This is a genomic window from Hwanghaeella sp. 1Z406, assembly GCF_048892425.1.
In the GTDB taxonomy this organism is placed as follows: Bacteria; Pseudomonadota; Alphaproteobacteria; order UBA8366; family Aestuariispiraceae; genus Pacificispira.
This window is the reverse complement of the sequence record NZ_JBLZHU010000008.1, coordinates 115,337-140,149: the sequence shown is the minus strand read 5'-3', so window position 1 is coordinate 140,149 and position 24,813 is coordinate 115,337. Positions and strand designations below refer to the sequence as shown.

At 54.2% G+C, this 24,813-nt stretch carries 27 protein-coding genes; 14 read left to right on the top strand and 13 right to left on the bottom strand.

Translation table 11 applies throughout. The annotated features are described in order from the left end of the window. Window positions 1–37: 37 nt before the first annotated feature. The 3 genes from ACOSDR_RS15910 to ACOSDR_RS15900 form a co-directional block, all read right to left on the bottom strand. Window positions 38–1,189: a DegT/DnrJ/EryC1/StrS family aminotransferase gene (locus ACOSDR_RS15910; RefSeq protein ID WP_420731871.1), complete on the bottom strand. Its 1,152-nt coding sequence runs from the start codon at window positions 1,187–1,189 to the stop codon at window positions 38–40. A gap of 66 nt (window positions 1,190–1,255) precedes the next feature. Next, window positions 1,256–1,840: a PAS domain-containing protein gene (locus ACOSDR_RS15905; RefSeq protein WP_420731870.1), complete on the bottom strand. Its 585-nt coding sequence runs from the start codon at window positions 1,838–1,840 to the stop codon at window positions 1,256–1,258. 124 nt (window positions 1,841–1,964) lie between these two features. Continuing rightward, window positions 1,965–2,135: a DUF1328 family protein gene (locus ACOSDR_RS15900; RefSeq protein WP_420723696.1), complete on the bottom strand. Its 171-nt coding sequence runs from the start codon at window positions 2,133–2,135 to the stop codon at window positions 1,965–1,967. A gap of 405 nt (window positions 2,136–2,540) precedes the next feature. Here ACOSDR_RS15900 and ACOSDR_RS15895 point away from each other — a divergent pair, with 405 nt between their 5' ends. The 3 genes from ACOSDR_RS15895 (at window position 2,541) to ACOSDR_RS15885 (ending at window position 4,005) form a co-directional block, all read left to right on the top strand. Then, window positions 2,541–2,867 carry a hypothetical protein gene (locus tag ACOSDR_RS15895; RefSeq protein WP_420723697.1) on the top strand — a complete coding sequence of 109 codons (327 nt, stop codon included), beginning with the start codon at window positions 2,541–2,543 and terminating at the stop codon, window positions 2,865–2,867. A gap of 112 nt (window positions 2,868–2,979) precedes the next feature. After that, entirely contained in the window at window positions 2,980–3,573 is a 594-nt protein-coding gene (locus ACOSDR_RS15890; protein ID WP_420723698.1) for an exopolysaccharide biosynthesis protein, read from the top strand. 99 nt (window positions 3,574–3,672) lie between these two features. Further along, complete coding sequence (locus tag ACOSDR_RS15885) at window positions 3,673–4,005, top strand: hypothetical protein (protein ID WP_420723699.1); 333 nt, start codon at window positions 3,673–3,675, stop codon at window positions 4,003–4,005. Between the two features lie 29 nt (window positions 4,006–4,034). Here ACOSDR_RS15885 and ACOSDR_RS15880 read toward each other — a convergent pair whose 3' ends face one another. From ACOSDR_RS15880 to ACOSDR_RS15855, 6 genes are all read right to left on the bottom strand, one after another. Beyond that, window positions 4,035–4,583 carry a hypothetical protein gene (locus ACOSDR_RS15880; RefSeq protein ID WP_420723700.1) on the bottom strand — a complete coding sequence of 183 codons (549 nt, stop codon included), beginning with the start codon at window positions 4,581–4,583 and terminating at the stop codon, window positions 4,035–4,037. A 266-nt stretch (window positions 4,584–4,849) separates the two neighbouring features. After that, on the bottom strand, window positions 4,850–5,860 hold the full coding sequence (locus ACOSDR_RS15875; protein WP_420731869.1) for a Gfo/Idh/MocA family protein: 1,011 nt from the start codon (window positions 5,858–5,860) through the stop codon (window positions 4,850–4,852). Window positions 5,861–5,866: 6 nt separating this feature from the next. After that, complete coding sequence (locus ACOSDR_RS15870) at window positions 5,867–7,897, bottom strand: FlgK family flagellar hook-associated protein (RefSeq protein ID WP_420731868.1); 2,031 nt, start codon at window positions 7,895–7,897, stop codon at window positions 5,867–5,869. A gap of 112 nt (window positions 7,898–8,009) precedes the next feature. Further along, window positions 8,010–8,438: a flagellar export chaperone FlgN gene (flgN, locus tag ACOSDR_RS15865; protein ID WP_420723709.1), complete on the bottom strand. Its 429-nt coding sequence runs from the start codon at window positions 8,436–8,438 to the stop codon at window positions 8,010–8,012. Then, window positions 8,435–8,794 (bottom strand): rod-binding protein, encoded by a 360-nt coding sequence (locus ACOSDR_RS15860; RefSeq protein ID WP_420723710.1) that lies wholly within the window; start codon window positions 8,792–8,794, stop codon window positions 8,435–8,437. The genes flgN and ACOSDR_RS15860 overlap by 4 nt, the downstream gene beginning before the upstream one ends. Then, window positions 8,794–9,975: a flagellar basal body P-ring protein FlgI gene (locus ACOSDR_RS15855; RefSeq protein WP_420731867.1), complete on the bottom strand. Its 1,182-nt coding sequence runs from the start codon at window positions 9,973–9,975 to the stop codon at window positions 8,794–8,796. The genes ACOSDR_RS15860 and ACOSDR_RS15855 overlap by 1 nt, the downstream gene beginning before the upstream one ends. A gap of 247 nt (window positions 9,976–10,222) precedes the next feature. Here ACOSDR_RS15855 and ACOSDR_RS15850 point away from each other — a divergent pair, with 247 nt between their 5' ends. Both ACOSDR_RS15850 and dksA read left to right on the top strand, forming a co-directional pair. Further along, complete coding sequence (locus tag ACOSDR_RS15850) at window positions 10,223–10,687, top strand: flagellar assembly protein FliX (RefSeq protein WP_420731866.1); 465 nt, start codon at window positions 10,223–10,225, stop codon at window positions 10,685–10,687. 247 nt (window positions 10,688–10,934) lie between these two features. Beyond that, on the top strand, window positions 10,935–11,300 hold the full coding sequence (gene dksA / locus ACOSDR_RS15845; RefSeq protein WP_420724106.1) for an RNA polymerase-binding protein DksA: 366 nt from the start codon (window positions 10,935–10,937) through the stop codon (window positions 11,298–11,300). A gap of 238 nt (window positions 11,301–11,538) precedes the next feature. Here the strand turns inward: dksA and flgH are convergent, their stop codons facing one another. The 4 genes from flgH to flgF are packed head-to-tail and all read right to left on the bottom strand — an operon-like array spanning window position 11,539 to window position 15,019. Then, window positions 11,539–12,309, bottom strand: coding sequence for a flagellar basal body L-ring protein FlgH (gene flgH, locus ACOSDR_RS15840; protein WP_420723713.1), 771 nt, complete (start codon window positions 12,307–12,309; stop codon window positions 11,539–11,541). Between the two features lie 51 nt (window positions 12,310–12,360). Beyond that, complete coding sequence (flgA, locus tag ACOSDR_RS15835) at window positions 12,361–13,395, bottom strand: flagellar basal body P-ring formation chaperone FlgA (protein WP_420731865.1); 1,035 nt, start codon at window positions 13,393–13,395, stop codon at window positions 12,361–12,363. 50 nt (window positions 13,396–13,445) lie between these two features. Next, window positions 13,446–14,231: a flagellar basal-body rod protein FlgG gene (flgG, locus tag ACOSDR_RS15830; protein ID WP_420723715.1), complete on the bottom strand. Its 786-nt coding sequence runs from the start codon at window positions 14,229–14,231 to the stop codon at window positions 13,446–13,448. 59 nt (window positions 14,232–14,290) lie between these two features. Beyond that, a complete protein-coding gene (gene flgF, locus ACOSDR_RS15825; protein WP_420723716.1) occupies window positions 14,291–15,019 on the bottom strand; it encodes a flagellar basal-body rod protein FlgF in 729 nt (242 codons plus the stop codon). A gap of 374 nt (window positions 15,020–15,393) precedes the next feature. On the opposite strand from flgF, the gene ACOSDR_RS15820 reads away from it, so the two are divergent. The 9 genes from ACOSDR_RS15820 to ACOSDR_RS15780 all read left to right on the top strand — a co-directional run bounded on the left by ACOSDR_RS15820 (window position 15,394) and on the right by ACOSDR_RS15780 (window position 24,812). Continuing rightward, window positions 15,394–15,933 carry a flagellar basal body-associated FliL family protein gene (locus ACOSDR_RS15820; RefSeq protein WP_420731864.1) on the top strand — a complete coding sequence of 180 codons (540 nt, stop codon included), beginning with the start codon at window positions 15,394–15,396 and terminating at the stop codon, window positions 15,931–15,933. A gap of 137 nt (window positions 15,934–16,070) precedes the next feature. Then, window positions 16,071–17,129, top strand: coding sequence for a flagellar motor switch protein FliM (fliM, locus tag ACOSDR_RS15815; protein WP_420724107.1), 1,059 nt, complete (start codon window positions 16,071–16,073; stop codon window positions 17,127–17,129). A gap of 121 nt (window positions 17,130–17,250) precedes the next feature. Beyond that, on the top strand, window positions 17,251–17,892 hold the full coding sequence (locus ACOSDR_RS15810) for a DUF6468 domain-containing protein (RefSeq protein ID WP_420723718.1): 642 nt from the start codon (window positions 17,251–17,253) through the stop codon (window positions 17,890–17,892). 10 nt (window positions 17,893–17,902) lie between these two features. Then, the gene (locus tag ACOSDR_RS15805; RefSeq protein WP_420723719.1) at window positions 17,903–18,562 is read left to right on the top strand and encodes a MotE family protein; all 660 of its coding nucleotides are present in this window, start codon (window positions 17,903–17,905) and stop codon (window positions 18,560–18,562) included. Between the two features lie 104 nt (window positions 18,563–18,666). Further along, window positions 18,667–19,053, top strand: coding sequence for a response regulator (locus ACOSDR_RS15800; RefSeq protein WP_420731863.1), 387 nt, complete (start codon window positions 18,667–18,669; stop codon window positions 19,051–19,053). 14 nt (window positions 19,054–19,067) lie between these two features. Next, window positions 19,068–19,574 (top strand): DinB family protein, encoded by a 507-nt coding sequence (locus ACOSDR_RS15795; protein ID WP_420731862.1) that lies wholly within the window; start codon window positions 19,068–19,070, stop codon window positions 19,572–19,574. Between the two features lie 116 nt (window positions 19,575–19,690). Further along, a complete protein-coding gene (locus ACOSDR_RS15790; RefSeq protein ID WP_420723722.1) occupies window positions 19,691–20,548 on the top strand; it encodes a hypothetical protein in 858 nt (285 codons plus the stop codon). Further along, window positions 20,548–21,360, top strand: coding sequence for an OmpA/MotB family protein (locus ACOSDR_RS15785; protein WP_420731861.1), 813 nt, complete (start codon window positions 20,548–20,550; stop codon window positions 21,358–21,360). The genes ACOSDR_RS15790 and ACOSDR_RS15785 overlap by 1 nt, the downstream gene beginning before the upstream one ends. A 59-nt stretch (window positions 21,361–21,419) precedes the next feature. After that, a complete protein-coding gene (locus tag ACOSDR_RS15780) occupies window positions 21,420–24,812 on the top strand; it encodes a hypothetical protein (protein ID WP_420731860.1) in 3,393 nt (1,130 codons plus the stop codon). Window position 24,813: the final 1 nt, after the last annotated feature.

Sequence of the window (24,813 nt, the reverse complement as noted above, 5' to 3'; positions counted from 1 at the left end):
ATTTGAAGCGATGGCGCCAATGCTTTCTGCGTTGGAGTCATCGCGATGCCTCACTATACGCTTCCTGAAAGGCGTTGCCTACTCTCTCTGCATCACCCCTGGTCAGATGCGGCCCGACGGGCAGGGAGATGGTTTGATCCGCCAGCCATTCTGCGACAGGAAACTGACCAGCCTTATACCCGTATTTTTGTGAATAATAGGTAAACAGGGGGACTGGGCCTGGATAATGAACCGAAGACCCGATTTTTCGCGCGTTCAATCCATCGACCACGCGATCCCTTGAAACGGAGCCATCCCGGGGCAGTACCGCATTGATACAATAGTGCGATGATGTCGCCTTGCCGTGCGTGTCGGGGAAGAGGGTCAGGCCGTCAATCCGGGTCAGTATCGCCCGCAATGCCGCATCATTGCGGGACCGATCCGCCATAAAGTCATCCAGATGAGTAAGTTGCGCCAATCCTACCGCGGCCTCAACTTCGCTCATGCGATAATTCATGCCCAGGATATCAACATCATACAGGCCAGGTCGGGTGCGTTCACCCAGGGCGCGGTTATAGCCAAAGGCGCGGCGCCGTCGAAGCTCATGGGCCAGCGCCGGATCATTGGTTGTCACCATGCCGCCTTCGATGGACGTCATGTGCTTGACTGGATAGAAAGAAAAGCTGCCCGCCAGGCCCAGCGTCCCCGCCTTCTGGTCACCCCAGGTCGCATCCACGGCAAGGGCACAGTCTTCCAGTACAAATGCACCTTTCTTCTGTGCCACAGCAAGAATGCGGTCCATATCACAGGGAAGGCCCAGATAATGCACGGGCATGATCACCGCCAGGGGCCCCTCTCCGGCTTCCAGCGCGGCCGGGTCCATATTGCCTGTTGCAGGATCGACATCGATAAACACCGGCTCCGCCCCGACAAGCTCTACACTGTGGGCGGTTGCCACATGGGTCATGGCGGGCACGGCGACACGATCCCCCGGGCCGATGTTGCGGGTGAACAGCGTCAGGTGCAGACCCGCCGTACAGGATGATACTGCCACAGCTTCGGCGGCCCCGATCCGCTGTGCAAAGGCCGCTTCAAAAGCGGGTGTGACCGTGCCATGTACCAGCATCCCGCTTTCAAGGACGGTGCGGACCGCGTCGAATACGTCTGTATCCAGTTGCGGTTTGCCAAATGGGATGGGGGTATCGGGCATGCCTGTTGCTCTCCGGGCCGTGATTGCTTCCAAGTTTGGAAGCAATTTTCACGCCAGATCAAGCCGCTATCGTATTTGGGGAGACTTGATGGGGGTCACTTCGTGAAAAAATTCTTCGATCGTGCCTGTCGCTAGGTTCTGGCAGTGAAAGGTATACCCCCCCTTTGGACGGGGTGGGGGGGCATCATCGCGCATTTTCGCCGTGTCTGTCAGCGACAGCATTCCCAATAATCGGGTTTCACCCTTGCGGCGAACCGGCAACAACACCCGTTCAAATTCCAGATATTCCTTGTTGGAAACAACGACCATTCCCCCGAAAACTACCAAATTACCGCTGAAAATGGAGTAAAAATAGGGGTGCACAAATTCGTATAAATGAGGTGGCACCACCTCGTCGAGATATCGGCCCGTATTCTGACGTCCGAATAGAGAATTCACATTCTCCCCAGAAACCCGATATTTCAGTCGACCGTCAATTTTTTCCAGCAGGTAGATATTCGGCAACAGACCGGGGACGTCAATTGGGTCAAATTCAGGGATTTCCAGACTGTCTTGCTGTGGCTGTTTTGATAACCAATGTTCAATCAGGTCAAGGCTGGTTCTGAACCGGCAAATTTGTTTCGCAAGGGTCAGGGTCGGGGACTCAGGCATACATTACATACTCCAACAAAGGTAATCTCGCTCAGGATGCCCCGAATCCTGAGCGAGAGAAACTAAGAATGTTGCACCGCAGTTCAACCGCTGCGGTCATGTGGACCTTTAAAACCTCGGGTCCCTAAAGCCTGCGGCCACGCACGATGTGCATGATCAGGGCTGCGAAAAACAGAACCACAAAGACAAAGAACAGAATTTTGGCGGCGCCTGCCGCAACGGCTGCAATCCCCCCAAAGCCAAAGGCTGCGGCGATCAGTGCGATGATGAAAAACACGGCTGCCCAATATAGCATAAACAGTCTCCTTAAGTCGTGGTGCTAAGACCGGTTGTTCAGATCTCCCGAAGGCCTTTGCACATGGTTGGAACCGTCCTGAACGAATGCAGTGACGGAAATTATTTCTCTACATGGATACGGGATTGATTTTTGCAATAAAAAAATACATCTGAATGACAAACTTTATTTAAAATTTTATAAATATATTATCATACAAGATAAAGTTAATTAAAAGTGACTGAGTGAATGTGGCAAAATTTTGATTTATTACCTTTTAGAAAATTTTATGTTGAAGAGAAAATATCTATTACTAAATGTTTTGAGAGCAAGGAATGGCGTCCGCCGTTTATACTAACTGAAACAAGAATAACAGCGCAGAGGGGTCGTGGACGCACCATCTGCCATCAAAGAAGGAGATTATTCATGAATACCATCGTAAAAGCTGCCACTATCGCACTGGCTCTGGGCCTTGTTGCACCGCAGGCTATGGCCGCAAGTGACACCGCGAACAATTCTCCGCGCGATGTTTACGAGCAGAAAATGAACACTGAGATGCAAAATCAGGAAGCGATATTTTCTGATAAAGAATTGAGCGAAGAGGCCAGCGCAGCCTGGCAGAAAGTGGAAGAAAACTGGAAAGCCTTGAGCGAATCCGCAGATGAAAACTGGGAAGACGCCAAGGAAACGTTCCAGCAGAGCTGGGATGACTTCCAGGCTAAGTGGAAAGAAATGACTTCTGATCAGTCCTAATACGGGATTGTCTAAAGTCCTCACATAGTGATCATACAGATGCGCCCCGTCGAAAGGCGGGGCGTATTTTGTATGACGACTTGGATAGACTGTCGAAGAGTCAATGGGACGGATGACACAGCAACCACATTCCTTGACGGATTTGCTGGATGGCATAACCGGGAACGCACCTAAAGATCAGGAATCCTTTGATCTCGGAGATGTTCTGACAAGCTTTGGCGCGCGTAGTCACGGGCCCTTGCTGTTTTTTCCTGCATTTCTGGCAGCCGCCCCCACTGGCGCTATCCCAGGAATGGCAATTGGAATGGCGATCCTGCTGATAATACTGTCGGTGCAAATGATTGTGTCACCATCGGCATTATGGATGCCTAAACGTATCACCCAAATATCCATTCCGCGTGCAAAACTGAACAAGGCATTGGACATTTCTAGGCCTGCAGCCAGGATAATTGATCGCTTCCTGTCGCCGCGGCTGACCTGGTTGTTGAAGTCGCCATTCAATTACTTCGTTGCCGTCCTGTGCTGTGGACTGGCGGTGCTTATGATACCGCTTGCATTTGTTCCTTTTGCCGCCAGCTTGCCCGGTCTGGCAATCGCATTGTTTGGTATCTCCTTAGTCAGCGAGGATGGCCTTGCCGCCCTTGTCGCGGGGGTCTTAACACTGGTTGCCGCCGCGGTTGGATATGACATGCTGGTCGGGTTCTAGCGCGTTTCAATTTAGCTGTGTGGCCTTGATATTTAACCGCCGCCTATCATGTTCACAGATGCGGCGTGTCGCCTCATATCTTTTAAGGGAGTTATTAGCATGAAAGCCTTTTTCAGCATTTTGGCTGTTTCTTTATTCTTATGCGGCGGTGCAATTCAGGCGGTGGCTGACGAAACGACAAGTCAGACAGAAACTCCAACAGGCGCGCGCCAGGATTACGAAGCACAGATGAAGCAAGAGATTGAAGAGCAAGAAGCCAGAAATTCAAACAGGCCGTTAACAGAAGATGCAAAAGCTGCCTGGCAGGGCGTGAAGGACGGCTGGAACGATGTAAAAACAACGACCGATGAAGGCTGGACCGATGCCAAGTCCAAGCTGGATGACAGTTGGGGTGCCTTTAAATCTAAATGGAAAGAGGTTACGTCAGAGTAACTTTCCTTTTTCAGGCAATATTCTGATTTTTACGACTCTGTGTGGGTATCGCAATAGGTCAGAAATGCGTCTGTCATATCCTCGAAGACTTCTTGGTCATTCTCCAATTTATTGGGCCGCTGCCAGACGGAAACAATTAAATCATTGGATGACACTGCCTGCGCGTTAAGGCCAAGGGGCAGGATCAGTGTAAAGACAGACCTTCTGTGGCCTTCATAGGATTTGAAATTTGCCAGATGGGCGCTTGGACTTTGTTTCAGGGCTGCGCCCATCAATAGGTCCAGCACGCCGCGATCATCCGGGTTCAATTGCAAGGGATCACTGCCCAGGCTGCCCGGAATCAATCGGGGGGCGATCATCTTCATCTCCTGACAGATCAGATCATATCGCAAGTCTTCAGCCTGTCCCAAAACCCGCAGCAAGCTGACATGCGGCAATAAGAGGGGTCCCAGTTGCTCGGCACGCAAGGCCCGTCTGGGCTTATCGTCGGGCAACATTTTCCAGTATTCATACAAGGGTGCTGCGGAAGCAAAGAATGTGCCCGGTCGTCCCAATTGCGATGTTTTCGAATTCGTCAAAGTTGTTGCCTTGTAAGAAAGTCATCTTTGGGTTAACCAGAAAGTTGTATTATATTTATTGTAATAAATTTATACAGCTTTTTGTTGTTTCGTCTCTTGCTTTAGATCAAATTTTAAAATGAATTTAGTTATCTTAATTCTTAGTTGTTTTATTGCTGATGGTTTCAATTTTGACATGACGGGCGGTATATTTATCAATCTTATTGGCAATGCGTGCGGACGCCTTGCTACTGCTGCAAGACGAAAGATGTGATCGAAAATAGGGTTCAGACGACAGCAACAACCGGCATGGTGTGTCCGGTTTCCGCCGCTTCCCAGGCGCAGAGGCAGATGTTCATGACCTGGAAGACATCCTTGGCATCGACAATCGACGGTCGATCTTCCCGAATGGCGGCGATAAAATCGGGCAACAGGTCGCCTTTTTCAATACCCGGATAGGGAACATCAAAGGGTTCTTCATCTTCCGGCTGGTCGCCATGATAAAGGCGCGCGGGCCCATTTGCATTCTCGAAGCTCAACTTGGTTCCATAAACATTCAAAGAATGAAACTTTCGACGCTGTGGCCCGAATGTGGTTGTGGACTTGGCCATCAGGTCGCTGCTGAAACGCATCAGCGTTGTCATGGTATCGGGATAGGCAAAGCCGGTTTCTTTTGTCAGTTTCTTCGCGGCCATCGCTGTGACTTCCGTCACTTCCTCGCCGGCGATCCAGCGCATCAGGTCTATCAGGTGAATACCCCCGCCATAGGTGACGCAATAGAAAGGCATTTTTCCACGCCACCCTTCTGTGATTTTCCACAGAATCTGGTGCAGATAGTCCCCTTCCATATAATGCAGGTCCCCAAAGTCACCCTTCCGGACCATGTCTCGCACCGCCTTGAAACGCGGGCTTTGTCGCAGGATCAGATTCGAGGACAGATGTTTGCCGCTGTCAGACCAGGCGCGAATGACCTGGTCCAATCCAGCACGGTCCAGCGCAATTGGCTTTTCGCAGAAGACATGCTTTCCTGCGCGAAAGGCGGCGACGGCCTGTTCAACATGCGCATCATCGTAAGAGCATAACGAGACCGCATCGATCGTCGGATCCGCCAGTAATGTGCTGTAGTCTTTGTGCAGATGGGGCACATTCCGACGGGCTGCGACGGCGGCCATTTTTACCGGGTCGATATCGCAACAGGCGACGACTTCTACGTCGGGGATCTCCTGATAGCCAACAATATGGCGTTCCCCCACGCCGAGTCCGATTACGCCAATGCGAAGGGGAGGTGCTGTTGTCATGAATTCCTATCGTCCCGCCAATTCCAGGGCCTGGAACATCTGGTTGATCGTATCAATGACGCGCGCGCTCGCGGCATACGCATTTTGCAACACGGTCAGGCGCGCCATTTCCTCATCGATATTCACGCCAACCTCGTCGCGCAGGGCCTGGTTCAAGCCCGCACGAAGGCCTTCACTTTCTTGTGCGTCCAGGGTTGCCCGTTCGGCGCGTTGGGACAGGCCCGTCAGAATTCCATTGGTAAGACCAGTATAATCCGTATTGGCGATTGTGCTGCCAGACCCGCTGATCGACCGATTGCTGCTGTTCAGAGCGGCCAGAATTTCTGTCCGGTTGCCGGTCCGCAACGATAGGCTGTTATTGGCAAGTCCGGTTGTGATTGCCAGATTGGTGCGGTCCACATCCATCGGGCTGTTGCCCGATTCTGCGACAAACAGGGTAGCGCTTTGTCCCGTGGCAGTTGTGCCGCTGATACTGGCGGAGGTCCCGTTCACGGTAAAGCCCAGCGCGGTCAGGGGGGTGTTATTCGTATTGGTCAGGGCCAGGCCACCGGCTTTGCTGGTGATTTCCAGGACATTTCCGTCCCCGATGCGGGCATACATGCCGTCTTGGGCATTTATCGTATCCAGCATGGTCTGGACCGTATCACCGGCGCCGACCGTATATGTGACGGCCCCGCCCAGGGATGTGTTGTTGAAGCTGAAGGAATCTCCCACTGCGATGCCGTTAATGCTGCTCATCACCGTTGCGGTGGTCAGTGGAACCGTTCCCTGACTGCGTTCCGCTTCATAGGCATAGGCCAGGGTATCATCTGAATCTGCAGCAATCTGGGTTGTTGAAAGGCCAAATTCTGCTGCAGCGGTCCCTCCAATCGTAAACTGACCGCCATCGCTTAAAATCTGCAAATGACCATGGCCATCGACCCGGGCACGCACCTGATTGATCGCATTGATATTTGCGACCACCGTGTCGATGCTGTCGCCCGCATTGATGGTCACTGTACCCTGTAGCGCCCCGCCAACCGTGAAGGTTAAGGTATTGCCAGCGGTAATGGTGCCGCTGCCGGTCAGGTCGGCATTGGCGTCAACAAAGGTCGCGCCGGAGGTTCGGGCGGTTGAGTTGTCTGCCAGCGAAAAGGCCAGCTCATCCAACTGATTGCGCAGTTTCTGAATGGTGCCGGTCCCGGAATCCGAACTGGATTGCGCCGTGGCATCGGTTCTGATGAAGTTTGCCAATGCACCAAGCTCACCATCGGGCAACTTGTCGCTGGTCAACAGGTTCGTGCTATTTGACCCAGAAATTGTCAGGGATCGCGTTGCTTCATCCCAGGTGAAGGTCTCTGGACTTGCATCAACCAGGATAAGTCCAGATGTCGTGTAAACCGCCATGGATCCATCGTCGCGCTCAAAGGTTCGCAACTGTGAAATGCTGGCGAGTTTGGTGATCTCGGCATCGCGCTGGTTTTCAAGCGCCGTTGTCGACCGACCGGCAGATTTCTCAACAACGATTTTATTGTTCAACGTGTCGATTTCCGTGATGGCGCTGTTAGCGTCAGTCACCACCAGGCTGATGTCTCGAAGCACCTGGTTTTCAATCAGATCCAGGCCATCGGAAAGGCGGGTGATTTCTGATGTAAGATTGTTGGCGGCGATTATAACATCGTTCTCAGCCGCATCGCTTTCCGGCGTGGCTTCCAATGCCTTAAATGCGGTGCGAAGGCGCTCGATACTGTCGACCAACGGGGTCTGGCCGTTGATGGTTCCGGTCAATTGCTCCAGCTGCTGAAACAGCTTGTCGCGCATTTCGTCAGCCGACGCGACCGTGGTTTGCTGAAACAAATCCCGCAGCAGGCCTGTATTCGCAGCGCGTGTAATATCGCTGACCAGAACGCCACCATATTGCAGGTTCTCAAATTTGGTTTCGCGGCGGTTATAGTTTTCGTTATTCGCGTTTGCGACGTTGTCAGACACAACGCGCGTCGCGGAGTTCAAGGCATTCACCGAAGTGATTGCGACGTTAAGGGCGCCAAACAGAGACATTTTCTTTGCCTTTCCTGTGCACTAAGTCCGTGGGGTTGAAGAGGATCGTTTCTACGTCCTGGGTTTTCGTGTCACGGGGTGTTGTGCATCGTTGCGTGTAAAAACCTTGCAGTTAGATTTCTCGGTTCATGGCGATCGGGGCGGCTGCGCGTCCATTGGATATCGCGCCCTGGCGACCATAACCGGGTATATCGCCCGCAGCCTGCTTTGCCGCCTCAATGATCCGGTTGACGACGTGTTGGCTGGACTTTGTCAAGATTTCCAGCTTTCGCCGGTTGATGGTCATCAGGGCTTCGAAGGTTTCAGCCAGCGTCTGCAATTGCGTGCGCAAGTCATCGCTTAAGGCCACAGCAAATCCTGGATCTTGTGAGATGGCTTCGACATGGTCGTTGTAATGTTTGAATAAAGCCTGCTTTTCTTCGACAACCGGGCTGAGTTCTGCGGCCTGGGGTGTCTCTAAAAGCGCGTTTTCTTTTTCCAGAACAACAACCAGATCTTCCATCAGTTCGATCAGATTATGGGCGCGGATAGTGGCGTTCATCGGGATATCTCCCCTGTGGTGTTGGCGGCTGACTTGGATTGGGCCTCCTGGATTTTCAGCATTTCTTTCGCGACCGTATCGGCGATCCCCAGTGACCCTTGTTGCGCAATGATTTTACCGAATTCCTGGACCATCATGGATTGGTAGATCCCTTCGGCGTGACCGCCACCGAACATGCTGTCATTCGATATTTCAGCGAACATTGGCTCCAGCATTTGCTGGGCGAAGACGGCTTCAAATTCGATGGCTGACTTCTTTATCGCGTCTGGTGTGCCGTCCATTGGCATTTTAGGCTTGGCCGCAAACGCTTGATTGCGCGCACTGTCCAGAAGCATTTGGCTGCTTGTATCGATCATTACATCACCTCGATTTCTGCTTGCAGGGCACCAGATGCCTTGATCGCCTGCAGGATCGTAATCATGTCGCGTGGGCCAACCCCCAGGGAGTTCAGGCCGTTCACAAGCTCTTGTAATTCGACGGTGCCAGGCACAAGGCCCAGGCGACGGTCTTCCTGCTCATCCACGGTGACTTCTGTGCGGGGAACAACTTCCGTCGTACCCGTGTTAGAAAATGGTGTGGGTTGCGAGACCTGCGGGGTTTCGGTGATGCGTACGGTCAGATTGCCCTGAGCCACAGCGACGGTGCTAATCCCGACATTTTCACCCATTACGATGACGCCTGACTGTTCGTCGATGACCACGCGGGCGATCTGATCCGGCTCAACGCGCAATTGTTCGATATCGGTCAGCAATTCAACCAGTTCACCATTATAGCTGGGCGGAATGTTCAATTGAACCGTGCTCAAATCTGTTGCCTTCGCCGTGGGTTCCCCGACAAAGGCATCAATCGCGCGGGCAATGCGGCGTGCCGTGGTGAAATCAGGATTGCGCAGATTCAATTTAACCTGGTTCAACTGGGCCAACTCAAACGGGATTTCGCGTTCAATAATGGCCCCATTGGAAATCCGTCCAGAGGTTGGAACGCCTTTCACGACCGTTTCAGCAGCGCCTTGCGCGGAAAAGCCGCCGACAGCGACCGTTCCCTGGGATACGGCATAAATTTCGCCATCTGCACCCAGCATCGGGGTGACAAGTAATGTGCCGCCCAGCAGGCTGTCTGCGTCCCCCATAGAGGATACTGTCACATCCACGCGGGACCCCTGACGGGAAAATGGCGGCAATGTAGCCGTCACCATGACGGCGGCAATGTTATCGGTATCAAGATCGGAGTCACTGGCATTGACGCCCATGCGCTGCAACATCCCGACCAGGCTTTCCCGGGTAAAAACGGCGGTGTCCAGACTGTCTCCCGTCCCGTTCAGGCCAACGACAAGACCATAGCCCACCAACATGTTGTCGCGAACGCCTTCAATGTCGACGATGTCCTTGATCCGTGATTGCGCGGCGGCTTCCGCCGGCACCAGGGCCCATCCCAGAATGAGGGCCAGTATCGCCAGGAAAAAGCGTGCAACTCGGGCCATCGGGCGCGTTCTGAGATCGCCATAGCCTGCAGATCGTTTTGTGAAATCTCTGGTCATGTTTCTCATCTCTCATTTCGGGCTGGGTAAACACACCCGTCTCGGTGAGAGTTATGCGAAACCCGTGCCAGATTGGAAAAAGACACAAGCTATTGAATTCATTGATTTACGCGAGTAGCCTTGGTGCTGAGTTCCCGGTTTAGGCAAGACTTGCCGGGTGCCATTGCGCTTGATTCCGGGTGGGAATCGGCGCGCAGTTACTAACACAGGGATTTCCCCTGCGGCGCAAAATGGATACACTGTAACGATGAAAGTCGACGGACCCGGATCATCTGGAAAGCTCAGCCAGTCCAAGAAGACCGCCAAGACCGGCGGGGCGAAAGGGGTGGGATTTTCCAGTGCCTTGCGACAGGCCGACGGCGGGGCGGATGATACGGTCGACAGCGCCGGTGGTTTGGCGGGTGGTTCTGGTGTCAGCTCAATTGATGCTTTGCTGGCCCTGCAAGGGGTAGACAGCGTCGATGCGACGGAACCGGATGCCAAACGACGCAACAAGGCGGCACTGGATCGCGGAGAAGACCTGTTGGATCAATTGGATGAGATACGAATTGGTCTCTTGTCCGGTGGTTTGTCACGGCAGCGCCTGGTACAATTGCAGGCGGCGTTGAGCCAGCGCGCCAGCGGTGCTTTGGATCCAAAGGTTAAATCATTGGTCGATGATATTGAACTGCGCGTTGCCGTTGAACTGGCAAAGCACGGACAGGACGATTGATCCTGTTGCGCATTTAGGCAGGTCTTGTGTGCGCCTGCGGGATGCGACGAATAATCCTAAAAAAATGTGTTGTAATGACCTGCCTAGGGCCATATAAGCCGCCGGTCTTGAAGTATAGGACGCATTTGACCGGGAGATTGGCATGTCGGGCAGTGAGGCTACGAGCAATACCAGTGTAAACCCGAAAGCGACTGTGTCGTCGCCCTTGCTGCCGCCGGATTATCGGCCCAGTGAGTCTGAAGAGTTCATGAACCCTCTTCAGAAAGAGTATTTCCGCCAGAAGCTGTTGAATTGGCGTGCAGATCTGCTGAGAGAATCTTCAGAAACGCTTGAAAGCATGCAGTCGGAAAGCTTGGCACAGCCGGACTTGACGGACCGCGCCTCGATGGAAACGGATCGTGCGATTGAACTGCGCACCCGGGACCGGGAGCGTAAATTGATCGCCAAGATCGATTCGGCGCTGGAGCGTATTGAAGATGATAGTTATGGCTATTGCGAAGAAACCGGTGAGCCCATTTCGCTGCGCCGGTTAGAGGCCCGACCAATTGCGGTTCTGAGCCTGGAAGCACAGGAACATCACGAACGGATGGAACGGCTGCATCGGGAAGATTAAGTTCGGACCCCGGATGTCAGCATGACGCCGTTAAGAATGCTAAAGGCCCGCCTGGATCTGAATCCGGCGGGCCTTTTTTGTTATCAACCTGTTTGGGATCAGGGCTGTAATCGGGTTTAGAAGATAAGGGGGCCCGACCATGTTGGTCAGGCCCCATTCGGAATCGCCGCGAGAGAGAGAGGAGAGAGAGAGTACGCGGGCGACACCGAAACTGTGGGTCCCAAAACGGGACCGTTGATTAGAAGGGCATGATCACGTCCATGATCTGGGTGCCCCAGCGGGGTTGTTGGAAATCGCTGACCTGGCCGCGCCCGCCATAGGCAAGCCTGGCTTCAGCAATCTTTTCGTAGCTTACTGTGTTTGCGGTCGAAATATCCTGGGGGCGGATGACCCCAGCGATCTGAAGTTCCCGCAATTCAAAGTTCACCCGTGTTTCCTGGCGTCCATGTATGACCAGATTGCCATTGGGCAGAACCTGGGTCACGACGGCCGCAACGCTGACCGAAATGGCTTCCTGGCGATCGATCGCGCCACCACCTGCATTGCTGGTCTGGCCGTCGAATGCCAACAGGGCTGCGGGATTTACCGCTTCGGGCAGGACAGAATTCAAGGCATTTTCATAGCCCAGTAAGCTGTCGACATCGACATTTTCCGAATTGTTTCGGGTCCGGGTTGTGGAATTATCCAACTGTGCGTTTTCGTCGATATCGATCACGACGGTGACAATATCGCCAATGTCAGAGGCCCGAAGATCCTTAAAGAAGGCCCGGCTGCCGGGGCGCCACAGTGAGTTTGGCATGTATGATGCCGTTACTGGCTTTGGCATTGGCATGGTGACCTGCGTGTAATTCGGGTCATAGGTCGGGTTCGCCACCGGGTTCATCGAAGGCTCTTCACCCACAGCGGCCAGACGTTCCATCGAATTGCAACCGACCAGCAGGGCGCTTGCCAATGTCAGGCAAGCCAGCGTCTTGAAACGCGCCGAAGGGCGGGAGGGATGATGTTTCATGGTTACTCTCCTCATCTCGATTGCATTCAGGTTAACGGCGTGTCGGGCAGATTATTCCGTGCGCATCGCCAGGGGTTGCTGAAGCTGAACTTCCACGCGCCCGGAACCAATCACCACTGCGTCAATTACCGTGTTGCTTTGTGTGTTCTGCACCCGGATGACATCATCCAGGGCACCATTTTCCATCGCCCGACCCTGAACGCTGAGCACCATGCGGTCGGTTTGCAGGCTAACTGTTATAATCCGGCCCTTTTCGACAAGGATCGGGGCGCCAACGTCACCAGCGCGAATGGGTTTCCCCGATGTCAGCGACCGTCCAACGGATTGCCCGATCAACTTGTTTTCATCGATGATCAGGTTGGTTCCCAAACCTTCTTCCCGCATGCGCACGATGGTCAGATCACCGGCTTCGATAATATGGTCTTTGCCCAGGCGCCGCGTTGGAACGGGCAGTTCAACCATTCGGTGGAACCGTCCTGAGATATTCATTTTCTGCAAGGTGCGGCCTTCTGCAGGGGCCAGCAGGGTTGCCGTGAAGCGACCGGAATGGGCGTCATAGTCAAACCGTTCGACCCGGGCCGTTGGCGCGACAGAGCGCGGCAGATGGATCCGGTACGGACCGCCATCTTCTTCAACCTCAACCAGGTCATCCTCGCCGGTGCGTTTGAAGAAGGAATCCAGCAGCAGTCCTTCGATCTGGCTTGTTGTAATCACTGAGCTGGGCCGCGTGACGGTCACTGTTTCCGCGGTGCTGGTTGGGCGCCAATCAATGCCAAAGGTTTTTGCCGCTTTCCATAACCATACGGCCGGCAGGACCAGTTCCTGTCCTGGTTCTGGCGCACGGATGACCGTGCGGTCCGCGTATTGCCCGGCCGGTTCGAATAAATCCCCGACATGGATGAATTCTGCATCCACTTGAACGATAGGATTCAGTACCACAGGAACCTTTACTTCCTCGGACTCTGCCTTGCTTGCGGTTTCAGCCAGGGCCGGGAAAGTAAGGGCCGGGAAAGTCAGGGCGATCACGAACCCGGCCAGGACCAGGGCGTAAATCACGCTCAGGCAATGGTTTGATATCGGTTTCATGATCACTCTCCTTACTGTCGTCAGCGTCTGTGGGTGACTATGAGTCACTATTAGCGAAGGTTCGTCAGGGTCGACATCATCTGGTCAGATGTTTCGATTACCTTCGAATTCATCTCATAGGCGCGTTGGGCCGTAATCAGATTGGTGATTTCTTCCACAACGTTTACGTTCGACGTTTCCAGGAAGCCCTGTTGGATCGTGCCAAATCCGGCCGTTCCAGGGGCAGCCACTGTTGCGCCACCCGATGCCGGTGTTTCCAGAAACAGGTTGTCCCCGATGGCCAACAGGCCGGCGTCATTCGGGAAACGCGCCAGTTCCAATTGCCCAATGTTTGACGGGGCGGTGACACCATCTAGGGATACCAGAACTTCCCCTGAGGCATTGACCGATATATCCACGGCATTCGGTGGAACGGTCAGTCCAGGCTGCACGGTAAAACCATCGACGGTCACAACATCGCCATCGCCATCCAATTGAAAGGACCCGGCGCGGGAATAGGCCGTATCGCCGCTGGGCAGCGTAATGCGGAAATAGCCCTCGCCATTGATTGCGACATCCAACGGATTTTCCGTCAGGGTCAGGTTTCCCTGTTCGGTGATGCGATAGACGGCGGCGGTTTTTACCCCCAGCCCGACCTGGACACCGACTGGCACCGTGGTGCTGGCGTCGGAACTGTCCGACCCGACCCGGCGCAGGTTCTGATACAGCAGATCCTGAAACTCAGCCCGCCGGCGCTGATAGGACGTGGTGTTCATGTTGGCAATGTTGTGGGAGATGACTTCCACATTCAATTGCTGGGCTAACATCCCTGTCGCGCCAATACTAAGTGATCGCATCTGTCGTCTCCTTTAAAACCTCAGTCGGATAAAGCTGTCAGTATCTCGTCACAGCGCGATTAGCCCTGTGGCGCACGGCCCAGCTTATCGATCATGTCTTTGATCCGGTCGTCTTCGCGTTGAATCAGTTTCGCGACACTTTCATGGGCGCGATTGATATCCATCATGCGCGTCAGTTCCAGAACCGCCTGCACATTGGATTCTTCGATCATGCCCTGCATCATGCTTGGCTGAGCAACCTGTTGCGGGTTCATGTCAGGGTCGGCGATGAATAAGCCATTGGCTGCCTTGCGAAGCTTCTGTTCGTCCTCGAAGGTCACGACCTGCAGCTTGCCTAAAATCCCGTCGTCATTGGAAACCGTGCCATCGCCTGCGATGCTGATCCGCCCGCCGTCTTCTGGAATATTGATGGGGCCCGCCTGGCCTTGAACCGGATAACCTGATCCAGTCACCAATTGGCCGTTCGCATCCAATTGGAAGCGTCCGTGGCGGGTATAACGTTCTCCCAAGGGGCTATCGACAACGAAATATCCCTCGTCAGATAAAGCGATGTCGAAATCATTTCCAGTCGTGGTCAAAGGCCCGCTGGAAAGGTCTCTTGCTGTGCCAACATCCTCAACAAAAGACAGTTTCTCATCCTTTGTTGGTTTTGCCAGATATTCCTGAAACACCATCCGCTCAGCCTTAAAGGCCGGAGTATTGGCGTTGGCGATGTTGTTGGCGACAATGTCCATCGACCGCCGAAGGGCTGCCTGACGCGACATGGCTATATAGCTTGTGTTTTCCATTTCTGGACGCCTCTTTTCTCTCATTTGGGCGGAAGCTCTCAACCAACCGCCCACTGCTCTCTCTGGACCTGTAATAGCAAGTCGCGTGCCAGTTTTTATATTTGTTTAAATTCAATAAGTTATAATGGGTATCGGCAAAATATGCTCGCCCTTATTCACCAAAAAGTGCTGGTTAGGGCGGGGTATGCGGAACGGATTGCCGGATCACTTTGACCCGGTCATGTATGTTTTCCATTGATCTGTGTGGGCGAATAACGGCCTATAAAAAGCAATCCGAAGTTTTTTTGTTTCGGTGACTTTATGTTAGGGTCCTTGCAGTACTGCATGCACCGCGATGCTGGGTGTTGGCCAGGGTCCATAACAGGCGGCAAGAGATGAGCGACGAAGACGATAATGAAGCACCGGTTAAAAAGAAGGTGAGCGGCAAAAAGCTCATTCTGTTTGTTGTTCTGCCGATACTCTTGTTGGGCGGGGCGGCTGGCGCTGTGTTTGCACTGGGTCTGCTGGACCCCTTGCTGGGCGGTGGAGAGCAGCATGCGACTGAGGAGCACGCAACGGAAGAGCACGCTGCGGCTACAGATGACCATGGTGAAGCCGTCATTGATCCCCCCGGCGTGTTTTATCCGATGGATGAATTGACGGTATCGTTAAGTGGCACCGGCACGCGGAAGAATTTCCTGGTGCTGCAAGTTGAATTAGAGCTTGAGGCGCAAACCGATGTGGCGCGCGTTGAGCAGATGAAACCGAAGATCATTAGTGAGTTCAACGCCTTCTTGCGTGAATTGCGAACGGAGGAGTTGAACGGCAGTGCAGGGGCCTATCTGATACGCGAAGAATTGTACAGGCGTGTCAGTCAGGTGGTGGCACCGACCCCTGTGAAGGATCTCCTGCTGGTGAAAATGTTGGTGCAATAGGCTGAGACTTAAGGGGTTCTTTTGACTTGGCCCCAGAATTGCTTCGCCGTTTCGAATGACGGATGGTACCGAAACGTAACTGAGGCACGGGACGTATGGCTGACGATCAAGACGATATGGCCAATGAGTTTGACGCGATGGCGGACGAAGACGTTGGCGGCGGTGATTCCGACGGCGCGGACGACCTTGCTGCTGAATGGGCTGCCATGGCCGATAGCGGGGATGCTGCTGCCGGAGGCGCTGCGCGGGTTCTGAACCAGGACGAGATTGACAGCCTGCTTGGTTTCCAGGAAGGCGGCGATGAAGATTCCAGTAAATCTGGGATCGAGGCCATTATCGATTCCGGCATGGTGTCCTATGAACGCCTGCCGATGCTGGAAATCGTCTATGACCGATTGGTCCGGATGATGTCGACCAGCCTGCGTAACTTCACCTCTGACAACGTTGAAGTCAGCCTGGACAATATTACCTCCATTCGCTTCGGGGATTACCTGAACTCTATCCCGTTGCCAGCCATGCTGACCGTTTTCAAGGCGGAAGAATGGGACAACTATGGCCTGATCACCATCGATAGCTCTTTGATTTATTCAATCGTCGATGTGTTGCTGGGCGGTCGCCGGGGGACTGCGGCGATGCGGATTGAAGGGCGACCCTATACCACGATTGAACGCAATCTGGTCGAACGCATGATCAACGTGGTTCTGGCGGATCTGTCCGCCGCGTTTGACCCGCTGTCTTCCGTGACGATGCGATTTGATCGTCTGGAAACCAATCCGCGGTTTGCCACAATCGCGCGACCAGCCAATGCGGCGATCCTGGCACGTCTGCGCATAGATATGGAAGATCGCGGCGGGCGGCTGGAATTGATGCTGCCCTACGCGACGCTGGAACCCGTCCGTGAACTGTTGTTGCAGATGTTCATGGGGGAGAAATTCGGTCGGGATTCGATCTGGGAAAATCACCTGGCGACAGAACTTTGGTTCACAGAAGTTCCCATTGAAGCGGTCCTGGATGAAGTTACCATGAGCCTGGGTGATGTGCTGGACTGGGAAGTGGGCATGTTCCTGCCATTTCACGCGACGCCGGATTCTCCGGTCGAAATTCGATGCGGCAATATGGCAATGTTTACGGGCACGATGGGGCGCAAGGGCGGAAACATCGCGGTGCGCATCGACAAGCGGGCGAAAGTGGACTAGCCCCTTTTTTCAGGCGAATCCTGATATTAGATATCGTTACAATGCTAGTGCGTTTGGCAAAACACGTGTATTTTCTGGCAATCGGTTTACGTTGTGACGATGAAGGGTATATGACAGGTCGATGATCGGAACGGTGATCAGCATCGGTTTTGATGTGGCGCTCATGATATGTTTGGGCGTTGCGATCTATTACGGTGTGCGTCTGAATCGTCAAATGGCAATTATCCGCTCAGGACGTGAAGAGCTGCAATCCCTAATCACTGAATTCACGCAGGCAACCTCGCGGGCGGAAACAGCCTTGTCGGAATTGAAATCAGATGTCGGGGCGACGCTGAATGATGCCAGGCAGTCGGCACATAAAGCCAGTGCGCTGTGCGATGATCTGGAATTCCTGATCAAGCGCGGGGAGAAAGTTGCCGATGCCCTGGAAATTGGCGTTCGCGCCAGCCGCAAAGGATCTGCTGACCCTGCATCGGCTGAGGCGCGCAGCGATTTGCGCGCGGCGCCGGACCAGAAGCTGGGTGCGAAACCGTCGTCGCGGGCGGCTGGTGAAGCCAGCTTGAAGGATAGTCTGAAAAAAGGCATGTCTCGGGCCATTCGCGGCGCGCATTCCGATACGGACCAAACCGGTGCAGAGGCATCGGGTCGATCCCTGGTTGCTGCGCCAGAAGACCGTGTTGCTGCTGGTGAAAAATCAGATAGCAAGAAGGCGCGGGCAAAGTCGAAGTCTGAATTGTTAAAAGCATTACAGGATATGCGGTGAGGAAGTGGCAATGCGGTTAAGATTGATCCCAGTGGTCATCGTCTTGGCGGCGCTCGGCTTGTCTTTTCGGGCCGGGTCCATCGTTGATCTTTTGACGGATCAGGAACCATCCAGAAAGGCCCCGGTCATCGGTGTGGCGGTTGCCCAGGATGCCAGTGCTATTCCGCCCGTCCCAGGCGATAATGGCAACGAAATGACGCCGCTGGAACTGGATAAAAGCGATGTCCCGATCATTGATGGGACGGAAGACGGCATGCATCCGACAGAGGCGCGACTGGCCAACAGCCTGGCACAGCGGCGCATGGAGTTGGACACACGCGAACGGGAATTGGAACAACGCAGCGCGATGTTGGGCGTGGTTGAGGCGCGCTTGGCAGAAACTCAAAAGAATCTTGAAGGCATTCGCGACGAAATAAAGCAACTGGTCGCAAAATATGAAGGTCTGGAAGATGAGGAAAGCGCACGCCTGCAACGGGTCTATTCCAATATGAAGCCCAAAAATGCCGCAGAAATCTTCGATACGATGGAACTGGATACGATCCTCAGTGTTATTCGGGGAATGAATGACAGAAAGCTGGCCCCAATTCTTGAGGCGATGGATCCTAGCAAGGCTGTGATCGTTACTCAGGAAATCAACGCCCGCGAAGAGTTACCAACCTTCAACAATTAGCCCTCTTTAAAAGATTCCCTTTCAAGGGACTGATTTCGGCTGCATCCTGATTTGCATTTCCAGGCCCCAATTGGTTTTGCGATTTGAATTGATGGCGCGGTGATATGGCGGTCAGTTTCGATATGAATATCCTTATTGTGGATGATCGACCAACGATGGTTCGGATCCTGCGCCATATGCTGCGGGATCTTCAGTTTTTCAGCATCGATGACGCCACGGATGGGCGGGATGCTTTGGCGAAACTGGAACGGAAAGACTATGGTCTGGTCATTTCAGATTGGACCATGAAACCCATGAATGGCCTTGATTTATTGCTAGCCATGCGCGCTGACGAAGCATGGCGCGCAACGCCTTTTTTGATGATGACCCCGGAAAACAAGACAGAAAACGTCATTGCCGCCAGACAGGCCGGTGCCAGCGGGTATATTGTAAAGCCCTTCAATGCCGCAATGCTGAAATCGAAACTGGTGGCTATTTTAGGGGATTTTTGAATTGGACATGAACGATGATAGATACGCAATATCTTAAGACCATGGCCCGATATAATCGATGGCAGAATGAAAATCTGTATAGTGCTGCAGACCAGTTGGATGATGATGCCCGGCGTCTGGATCGCGGTGCATTTTTCGGCTCCATTCATGGCACGCTGTGTCATATTCTGTGGGCCGACCAGATTTGGATGCATCGATTTTCTGGCTCCCCCAAGCCGTTGATGAGCAATGCTGACTCCCACCATATGATTGAAGACTGGCAGGCTTTGAAACAGGCCCGCACAGCCATGGATCAAATGATTCAGGAATGGTCGGATGGTTTGGACCCAGCCTGGTTGACGGGGGATTTATCTTGGTATTCAGGGGCCGTGAAACGGGATATGACAGAATCCAAGGCTTTGCTGGTGACCCATATGTTCAATCATCAGACCCATCATCGGGGCCAGGTTCACGCGATGCTGACCGCGGCAGGGACGCGGCCGGAAGATACGGACCTGATGCTGATTGGTCAGGTGCAATGATCCCACGGATTGCGAAGTTGTAGAGTTAGGGAAACAGTTCAGCCATTCTGTTATAAATTTTATAGAATTACGGCGATTTCTTGCGATTTATCCTGCGACTCCGGCATATTGGGGGGATGATATATGAAGAAGACCAGTTGAAGGATGAAACGGATGTACTCCCAATCCGCAAGGAAACGGGACCCATCCTGTTTTTAAGCCTATTTCTGATGTTATTGGCATTCTTTATTTTGCTTAATTCTATTTCAACCTTACGGGAAACGAAATCACGCGATGTGTTGAGCTCTGTTTCCGCGACGTTTCAAACCACAATTGATCCGGACAGGTCCTCAGAAATTTTGGTTTCGACCTTGGGCGGGGTGCTGGAACCGGAAAAAGTGCTGGATGAAGTTGAACGCCTGTGGTTGTCGGATGTGCCGTTTGTGAAGTTTGAGACGGTGACCCAGGGTCGCCATATCATGGTGGAACTGCCGGTGATCCAGCTATTTGTCGGTGCACAACCGGAATTGCGGGGGGATCGGCGGGATCTGTTATCGGCGACCGCTAATGTGTTATCGGCGCGGTTGCCCGGGCAGGTCGTGATTATGCAGGCGATCCTGTTCGTAAATGATCTGGCACAGGTGCCAACGGTACCTGATATCCCGGCACCCCCGCCTGACGTGCAGGGGGTTGTCGATCTTGCAAATCCAGAGGCGATGATTGCACCGGTTGATGATGAAAAAGATGGAACTGAACTGGCTTTCGATCGTGTTGCAGCCCTGGCAAAGGCGCTGGTGGCGGGCGGGGCGCCCCCGGATAATTTCGAAATCGGGATTCGTCCGGGCAATGTGTCGCGCATTCGGTTCCGCTTTTTTATTCGCGATGCGGGGGAGGCCCGTATGACATTCGCACCGGTTCAGGATGAGACATCTACCCCCGCGACAACGCCAGATCAGCCAGAAGATCAGCCAGAAACACAGGCTGGGGGTCTGTAATGAGCGACGAGGTGATGGAACCATCTGCCTTTGCCAACCCGAACCCTGATGAGCGGTTGGATCGGGAACCGGAGGTTATGGGGCATATCCATACATCGCTGTTGGAACAGGATGCCATTCCAGAAGATGTTGTCGAAAAATCTCCCGCCTGGTTGGTCACATTCGGGGATGTAACGGCCTTGATGCTGGCATTTTTTGTGATGTTGTATTCCATGTCGGAATTGCAGTCGGAAAAGTGGGATACTGTCATTTCCGTACTGGCAACGCGGGTAGATCCCACGGCAGAAGGGCAGCCGCGACCGGTCGGCGAACGGACCATCACACGAATTGATCTGGTGTCAGCCTTTCCAACCGGTTATTTGCAAAGGATACTTGAGACGAAATTGGCGGAAGACCCGCTGTTGAAGACAATTCGAATGACAGGATTAGAGGATCAATTGGTGTTGTCTCTGCCGACCGATAGATTTTTCACCGGAACCGGTGCGCAGATTGATCCCCAGGCCTTGCCCGCTTTGCGGCGATTGGGAGTGGTTTTTGGTCAGTTCGGCAATCGTCTGGATATCAAGGGCAACACAGACCCCACCCCACCCCCATCCGGTTCGGTTTATCCGGATAACTGGTCCCTATCGTTGGCGCGCGCGCTGGCCGTGGCCCAGACCTTGAACAAGGCTGGATATCCCGGGGAGTTCACGGTTCTGGGGTTGGGTGATTCAAACTATCGCTTTATTGATCGGGATATCCCGGAACAACAGCGCTACGCTTTGTCCAGGCGCGTCGATATCGTCATTGTGCCGGAGGCTCGGGGACAGTGAACTGCGTTACTACAGGGCGTCTGATTTGCCGCACAATACTTTTGATCCTGGCCATCACCATGGGTGGGACACTTGCGCGCGCACAGGAAGCCGTTACCGTTCGCGCCTGGCAACATTCGGATTTTGCCCGTTTGGTTTTCGACTGGCCTGCGCCAATCGGCTATCAGACCAGTATCACCGATCAGGTCCTGACGGTTCAGTTTGACCGCGCATTTCAGGTTGATCTGAGCACTGTTCGGGAGCGTCTGGGAGATTACATCGCCCAAGCCAATGGTCCGGGCACAGCGGGAACGGCTGTGAATGCGGTATCGTTCGAATTAACCAGCCCCATGTCGGTGACTGATTTTACGAACGAAAACTCCGTCGTGGTGGATCTGCGCCGCAGTGAAACCGCACCGCAAGCGCAAAATCTGCCCGCACAGCCCGCCCAACAACCGACAGCAGATTCAGCCGCACAGCCAGTCACGCAGACAGCCCAGGTCGGGGCGACAGACTTGCCCGTGCGCATTGGCGATCATCCTGGCTATACCCGCATCGTGTTTGATTGGCCGCAATCGGTACCTTATTCAGTAAACCAGAACGGCCGTGCGGTAACTGTTGATTTCGGGCGTGCAGCCACTGTTGATGTCGCAGCCCTGGCCCAGACCCTGCCGCCGGGTATTCGTGTAGCATCGGTTCAGCCCAGCGGGCAGGGAACTGCAATCACGCTTGCCGTGCCAGAGGGGGCGGAGTTGCGCCATTTCCCGCTGGACCAAAAGGTCGTTCTGGATGTTCTGGCCTCTGCTGAAGCGCGCAACCAACCAGCCGCCGCCCTAGCGAATGATCAATTGGTGAGCGAACAAGCGCCACAGGTCTCACAGCCCCCGCAGGAACCGCCGGTTCAATCTGCGCCCACCGAACCTGCCCCCACCGAACCAGCACCCGTGAGAGAGCCTGTGCCTGCGCCAGAGGCGCCTCAGGCTGTCGCATCTGAGCCATCGGCTGCGGAAATGGCGGCAATGCCCAATGCCCCGGCACAGCAGGATGAGGCGGCAACGCCCTCCGTAGAAGCGCCGTCCGGCCCGCCATTATTCAATTTTTCGTTTCAATGGTCTGGTGATGTGGGGGCCGCAGTCTTTCGCCGTTCTGATAATATCTGGGTGATCTTTGACGCTGCGACCAATCTGGATCTATCCCCCTTGCGGGTAGAGGGCGCGCCGGTCATTGAGCGCATTGATCAACTGCCAATCGGTGGCGCGTCGGTTCTGCGCATGCAGGTGTCTGATCGCAGCGTAAACGCCAGCGCCCGACGGGAAGGGTTCAACTGGGTCGTTGAATTCCGGCGCGCCCCGCAGCGCCCTTTGTCTCAGGTTCCGATCCTTGCGGATGTTACGGCGGAAATCGGTCCATTTCTGACCTTCCCCACCGATACGCCTGGGCGGTCCTTTAATGTACCAGATCCCGATATGGGCGATGTCATGCGCGTCGCGACATTCCTGGAATCCGGGATGGGAATCGATGGGCTGCGTCAGTATCCCGAATTTGAGCTGTTGCCGACCGCCCAGGGTGTGGCGCTGGTTCGGCTTTCTGACACGGTACTGCTGGATCGAAATTTTGATGGATTTCAAATCAGCGCCCCGGATGGTCTGGCGATTTCCGGCGTGTCGCCTGAAGCACCCGTGTCCACAGGGCAAATTCTAAGCGCGCGCAGACTGTTTGACCTGAATGGTTTGATGCGGGGCCCGCAACAGGATTTCGAAGACCTTTCCAATGCCCTTTTCCGGTCCATGGCGGAAGTTCCGGATGAAAAACTGGATGCGGCGCGTTTGAATTATGCGGGATTCCTGATGGCCCATAATCGGGGGTTTGAAGCCTTGGGGGTTTTGCGGGTTGTGGAGGAAAATGATCCCCAATTGATGAAGCGCCCGGAGAACCTGGCATTGCAAGGGGCTTCAACCGTTCTGGTTGGTCGAACGGAAGAGGCGAAGACATTGTTGAATGATCCTCGTCTTGATGGATTTGCAGAAGCCGCGATCTGGCGCGGGGCCGCCCTTGCGGAAGAGGGGGACTATCTGGCCGCCGCAGAGGCATTTAGCCCCGGCGATAGCCTGTTGAGCCGCTATCCCTACCCGCTGAAGGCCCGCCTTGGCCTGATGCGGATTGATACCGCCTTTGCCAACCGGGATATCCAGGGGGCGGAAGCCTGGATCAATTCCCTGCAGGGCGCGCGTGAGGAACTGACGCGCGGGCAACAGGCGGCGCTGGACTATCAACGGGCAAGGCTGGCTGTCTCGCGAACCGAATTTGATGAAGGCGCACAGTTGTTTAAGGATGTCATGGCGTCTGGGGACCGGAAATATGCCTATCGGGCGGAGCTTGCGCTGATCACGCTGGGCCAACGGCAGGGATTTATGAGTGATGCAGAGGCCCTGGAGAGAATGGAACGCCTGCGCTATGCGTGGCGTGGCGACCGCAGCGAGTTGTATCTGTTGAAGCGGCTTGGGGAATTGTACCTGAAGCAACCCGACTATTTCAAAGGGTTGGGAGTTTTCCGCACGGCCGTCAAATATTTCCCGGGTGATCCGGTGGCGGAAGATCTGGCCGGCGAAATGACAGATATTTTCCGCAAATTGTATCTGGATGGGGATGCCGACAGCCTGCCGCCGCTTAAGGCCCTGGCCCTGTATGACGAGTTCAAGGAATTGACCCCGTCGGGAGAGGACGGCGATCAGATCATCGAGAATATCGCCGACCGGTTGGCCTCCATCGATCTGTTGACGGAGGCGGCCGAAAAACTGCGCGAATTGTTGAGCGATGAGGATCGCTTGCCCCCCGGCGAAGAGCGGGTTCGGTTGAGCAACAAGCTGGCCCTGATTTTGTTGATGGACGGCAAACCCGAAGAAGCGGAAGAGGCGATCGCCCAGGGCCGCCGTGGTCTTACACTGTTTGAACTCAGCAATGATCTGGAGGCGGATCGGGATCGCCTGTTGGCGCGGGCCAAAATCCAGCAGGGCGACTATGAGGATGCGATCAAGGAACTGGCAGGGGATGTCAGCGTCGAAGCGGACCTGCTGCGTCGTGATCTGTATCGCACGACCAGTAATTGGCAGGAATCAGCGAAGGTTCTGCAACGGCTGGCTGGCAATCCCCCCAGTGATCCTGCTGTTGGCGTAGAAGGGGAGACGGCGCGCTATGTCATCAACTGGGCGGTTGCGTTGTATAAGAATAACGATACCGATGGCTTGCGGGATCTGATCGACCTGTGGGCCCCGGCTATGGCCAACAGTTCTTTAGCCGGTGTGTTCGATTACATGACCAATCAGACCCGCGCCCCGACCGGCGGCGATGTCCTGGCGACAGTGGATCAACTGATCGGCGCCGACAGGTTCGATGCCTTCATCAAGGCCTATCGGGATAAGCTGTTCGCGCCCCCGCCAGCCCCAACAGCGGAAGTAACGGCATCGTCCTCTTAAG

Coding starts and splice junctions, on each gene's coding strand:
- dksA (WP_420724106.1), top strand. CDS start 10,935: ATGAACCCTCTTCAGAAAGAGTATTTCCGCCAGAAGCTGTTGAATTGG.
- ACOSDR_RS15795 (WP_420731862.1), top strand. CDS start 19,068: ATGATAGATACGCAATATCTTAAGACCATGGCCCGATATAATCGATGG.
- ACOSDR_RS15870 (WP_420731868.1), bottom strand. CDS start 7,897: ATGTCTCTGTTTGGCGCCCTTAACGTCGCAATCACTTCGGTGAATGCC.
- flgA (WP_420731865.1), bottom strand. CDS start 13,395: ATGAAACCGATATCAAACCATTGCCTGAGCGTGATTTACGCCCTGGTC.
- ACOSDR_RS15785 (WP_420731861.1), top strand. CDS start 20,548: ATGAGCGACGAGGTGATGGAACCATCTGCCTTTGCCAACCCGAACCCT.
- ACOSDR_RS15905 (WP_420731870.1), bottom strand. CDS start 1,840: ATGCCTGAGTCCCCGACCCTGACCCTTGCGAAACAAATTTGCCGGTTC.
- ACOSDR_RS15910 (WP_420731871.1), bottom strand. CDS start 1,189: ATGCCCGATACCCCCATCCCATTTGGCAAACCGCAACTGGATACAGAC.
- ACOSDR_RS15860 (WP_420723710.1), bottom strand. CDS start 8,794: ATGATCGATACAAGCAGCCAAATGCTTCTGGACAGTGCGCGCAATCAA.
- ACOSDR_RS15820 (WP_420731864.1), top strand. CDS start 15,394: ATGAGCGACGAAGACGATAATGAAGCACCGGTTAAAAAGAAGGTGAGC.
- ACOSDR_RS15890 (WP_420723698.1), top strand. CDS start 2,980: ATGACACAGCAACCACATTCCTTGACGGATTTGCTGGATGGCATAACC.
- flgN (WP_420723709.1), bottom strand. CDS start 8,438: ATGAACGCCACTATCCGCGCCCATAATCTGATCGAACTGATGGAAGAT.
- flgG (WP_420723715.1), bottom strand. CDS start 14,231: ATGCGATCACTTAGTATTGGCGCGACAGGGATGTTAGCCCAGCAATTG.
- ACOSDR_RS15850 (WP_420731866.1), top strand. CDS start 10,223: ATGAAAGTCGACGGACCCGGATCATCTGGAAAGCTCAGCCAGTCCAAG.
- ACOSDR_RS15855 (WP_420731867.1), bottom strand. CDS start 9,975: ATGACCAGAGATTTCACAAAACGATCTGCAGGCTATGGCGATCTCAGA.
- flgF (WP_420723716.1), bottom strand. CDS start 15,019: ATGGAAAACACAAGCTATATAGCCATGTCGCGTCAGGCAGCCCTTCGG.
- ACOSDR_RS15780 (WP_420731860.1), top strand. CDS start 21,420: ATGGGTGGGACACTTGCGCGCGCACAGGAAGCCGTTACCGTTCGCGCC.
- ACOSDR_RS15875 (WP_420731869.1), bottom strand. CDS start 5,860: ATGACAACAGCACCTCCCCTTCGCATTGGCGTAATCGGACTCGGCGTG.
- ACOSDR_RS15810 (WP_420723718.1), top strand. CDS start 17,251: ATGATCGGAACGGTGATCAGCATCGGTTTTGATGTGGCGCTCATGATA.
- ACOSDR_RS15790 (WP_420723722.1), top strand. CDS start 19,691: ATGATATATGAAGAAGACCAGTTGAAGGATGAAACGGATGTACTCCCA.
- ACOSDR_RS15900 (WP_420723696.1), bottom strand. CDS start 2,135: ATGCTATATTGGGCAGCCGTGTTTTTCATCATCGCACTGATCGCCGCA.
- ACOSDR_RS15895 (WP_420723697.1), top strand. CDS start 2,541: ATGAATACCATCGTAAAAGCTGCCACTATCGCACTGGCTCTGGGCCTT.
- fliM (WP_420724107.1), top strand. CDS start 16,071: ATGGCGGACGAAGACGTTGGCGGCGGTGATTCCGACGGCGCGGACGAC.
- flgH (WP_420723713.1), bottom strand. CDS start 12,309: ATGAAACATCATCCCTCCCGCCCTTCGGCGCGTTTCAAGACGCTGGCT.
- ACOSDR_RS15885 (WP_420723699.1), top strand. CDS start 3,673: ATGAAAGCCTTTTTCAGCATTTTGGCTGTTTCTTTATTCTTATGCGGC.
- ACOSDR_RS15805 (WP_420723719.1), top strand. CDS start 17,903: ATGCGGTTAAGATTGATCCCAGTGGTCATCGTCTTGGCGGCGCTCGGC.
- ACOSDR_RS15800 (WP_420731863.1), top strand. CDS start 18,667: ATGGCGGTCAGTTTCGATATGAATATCCTTATTGTGGATGATCGACCA.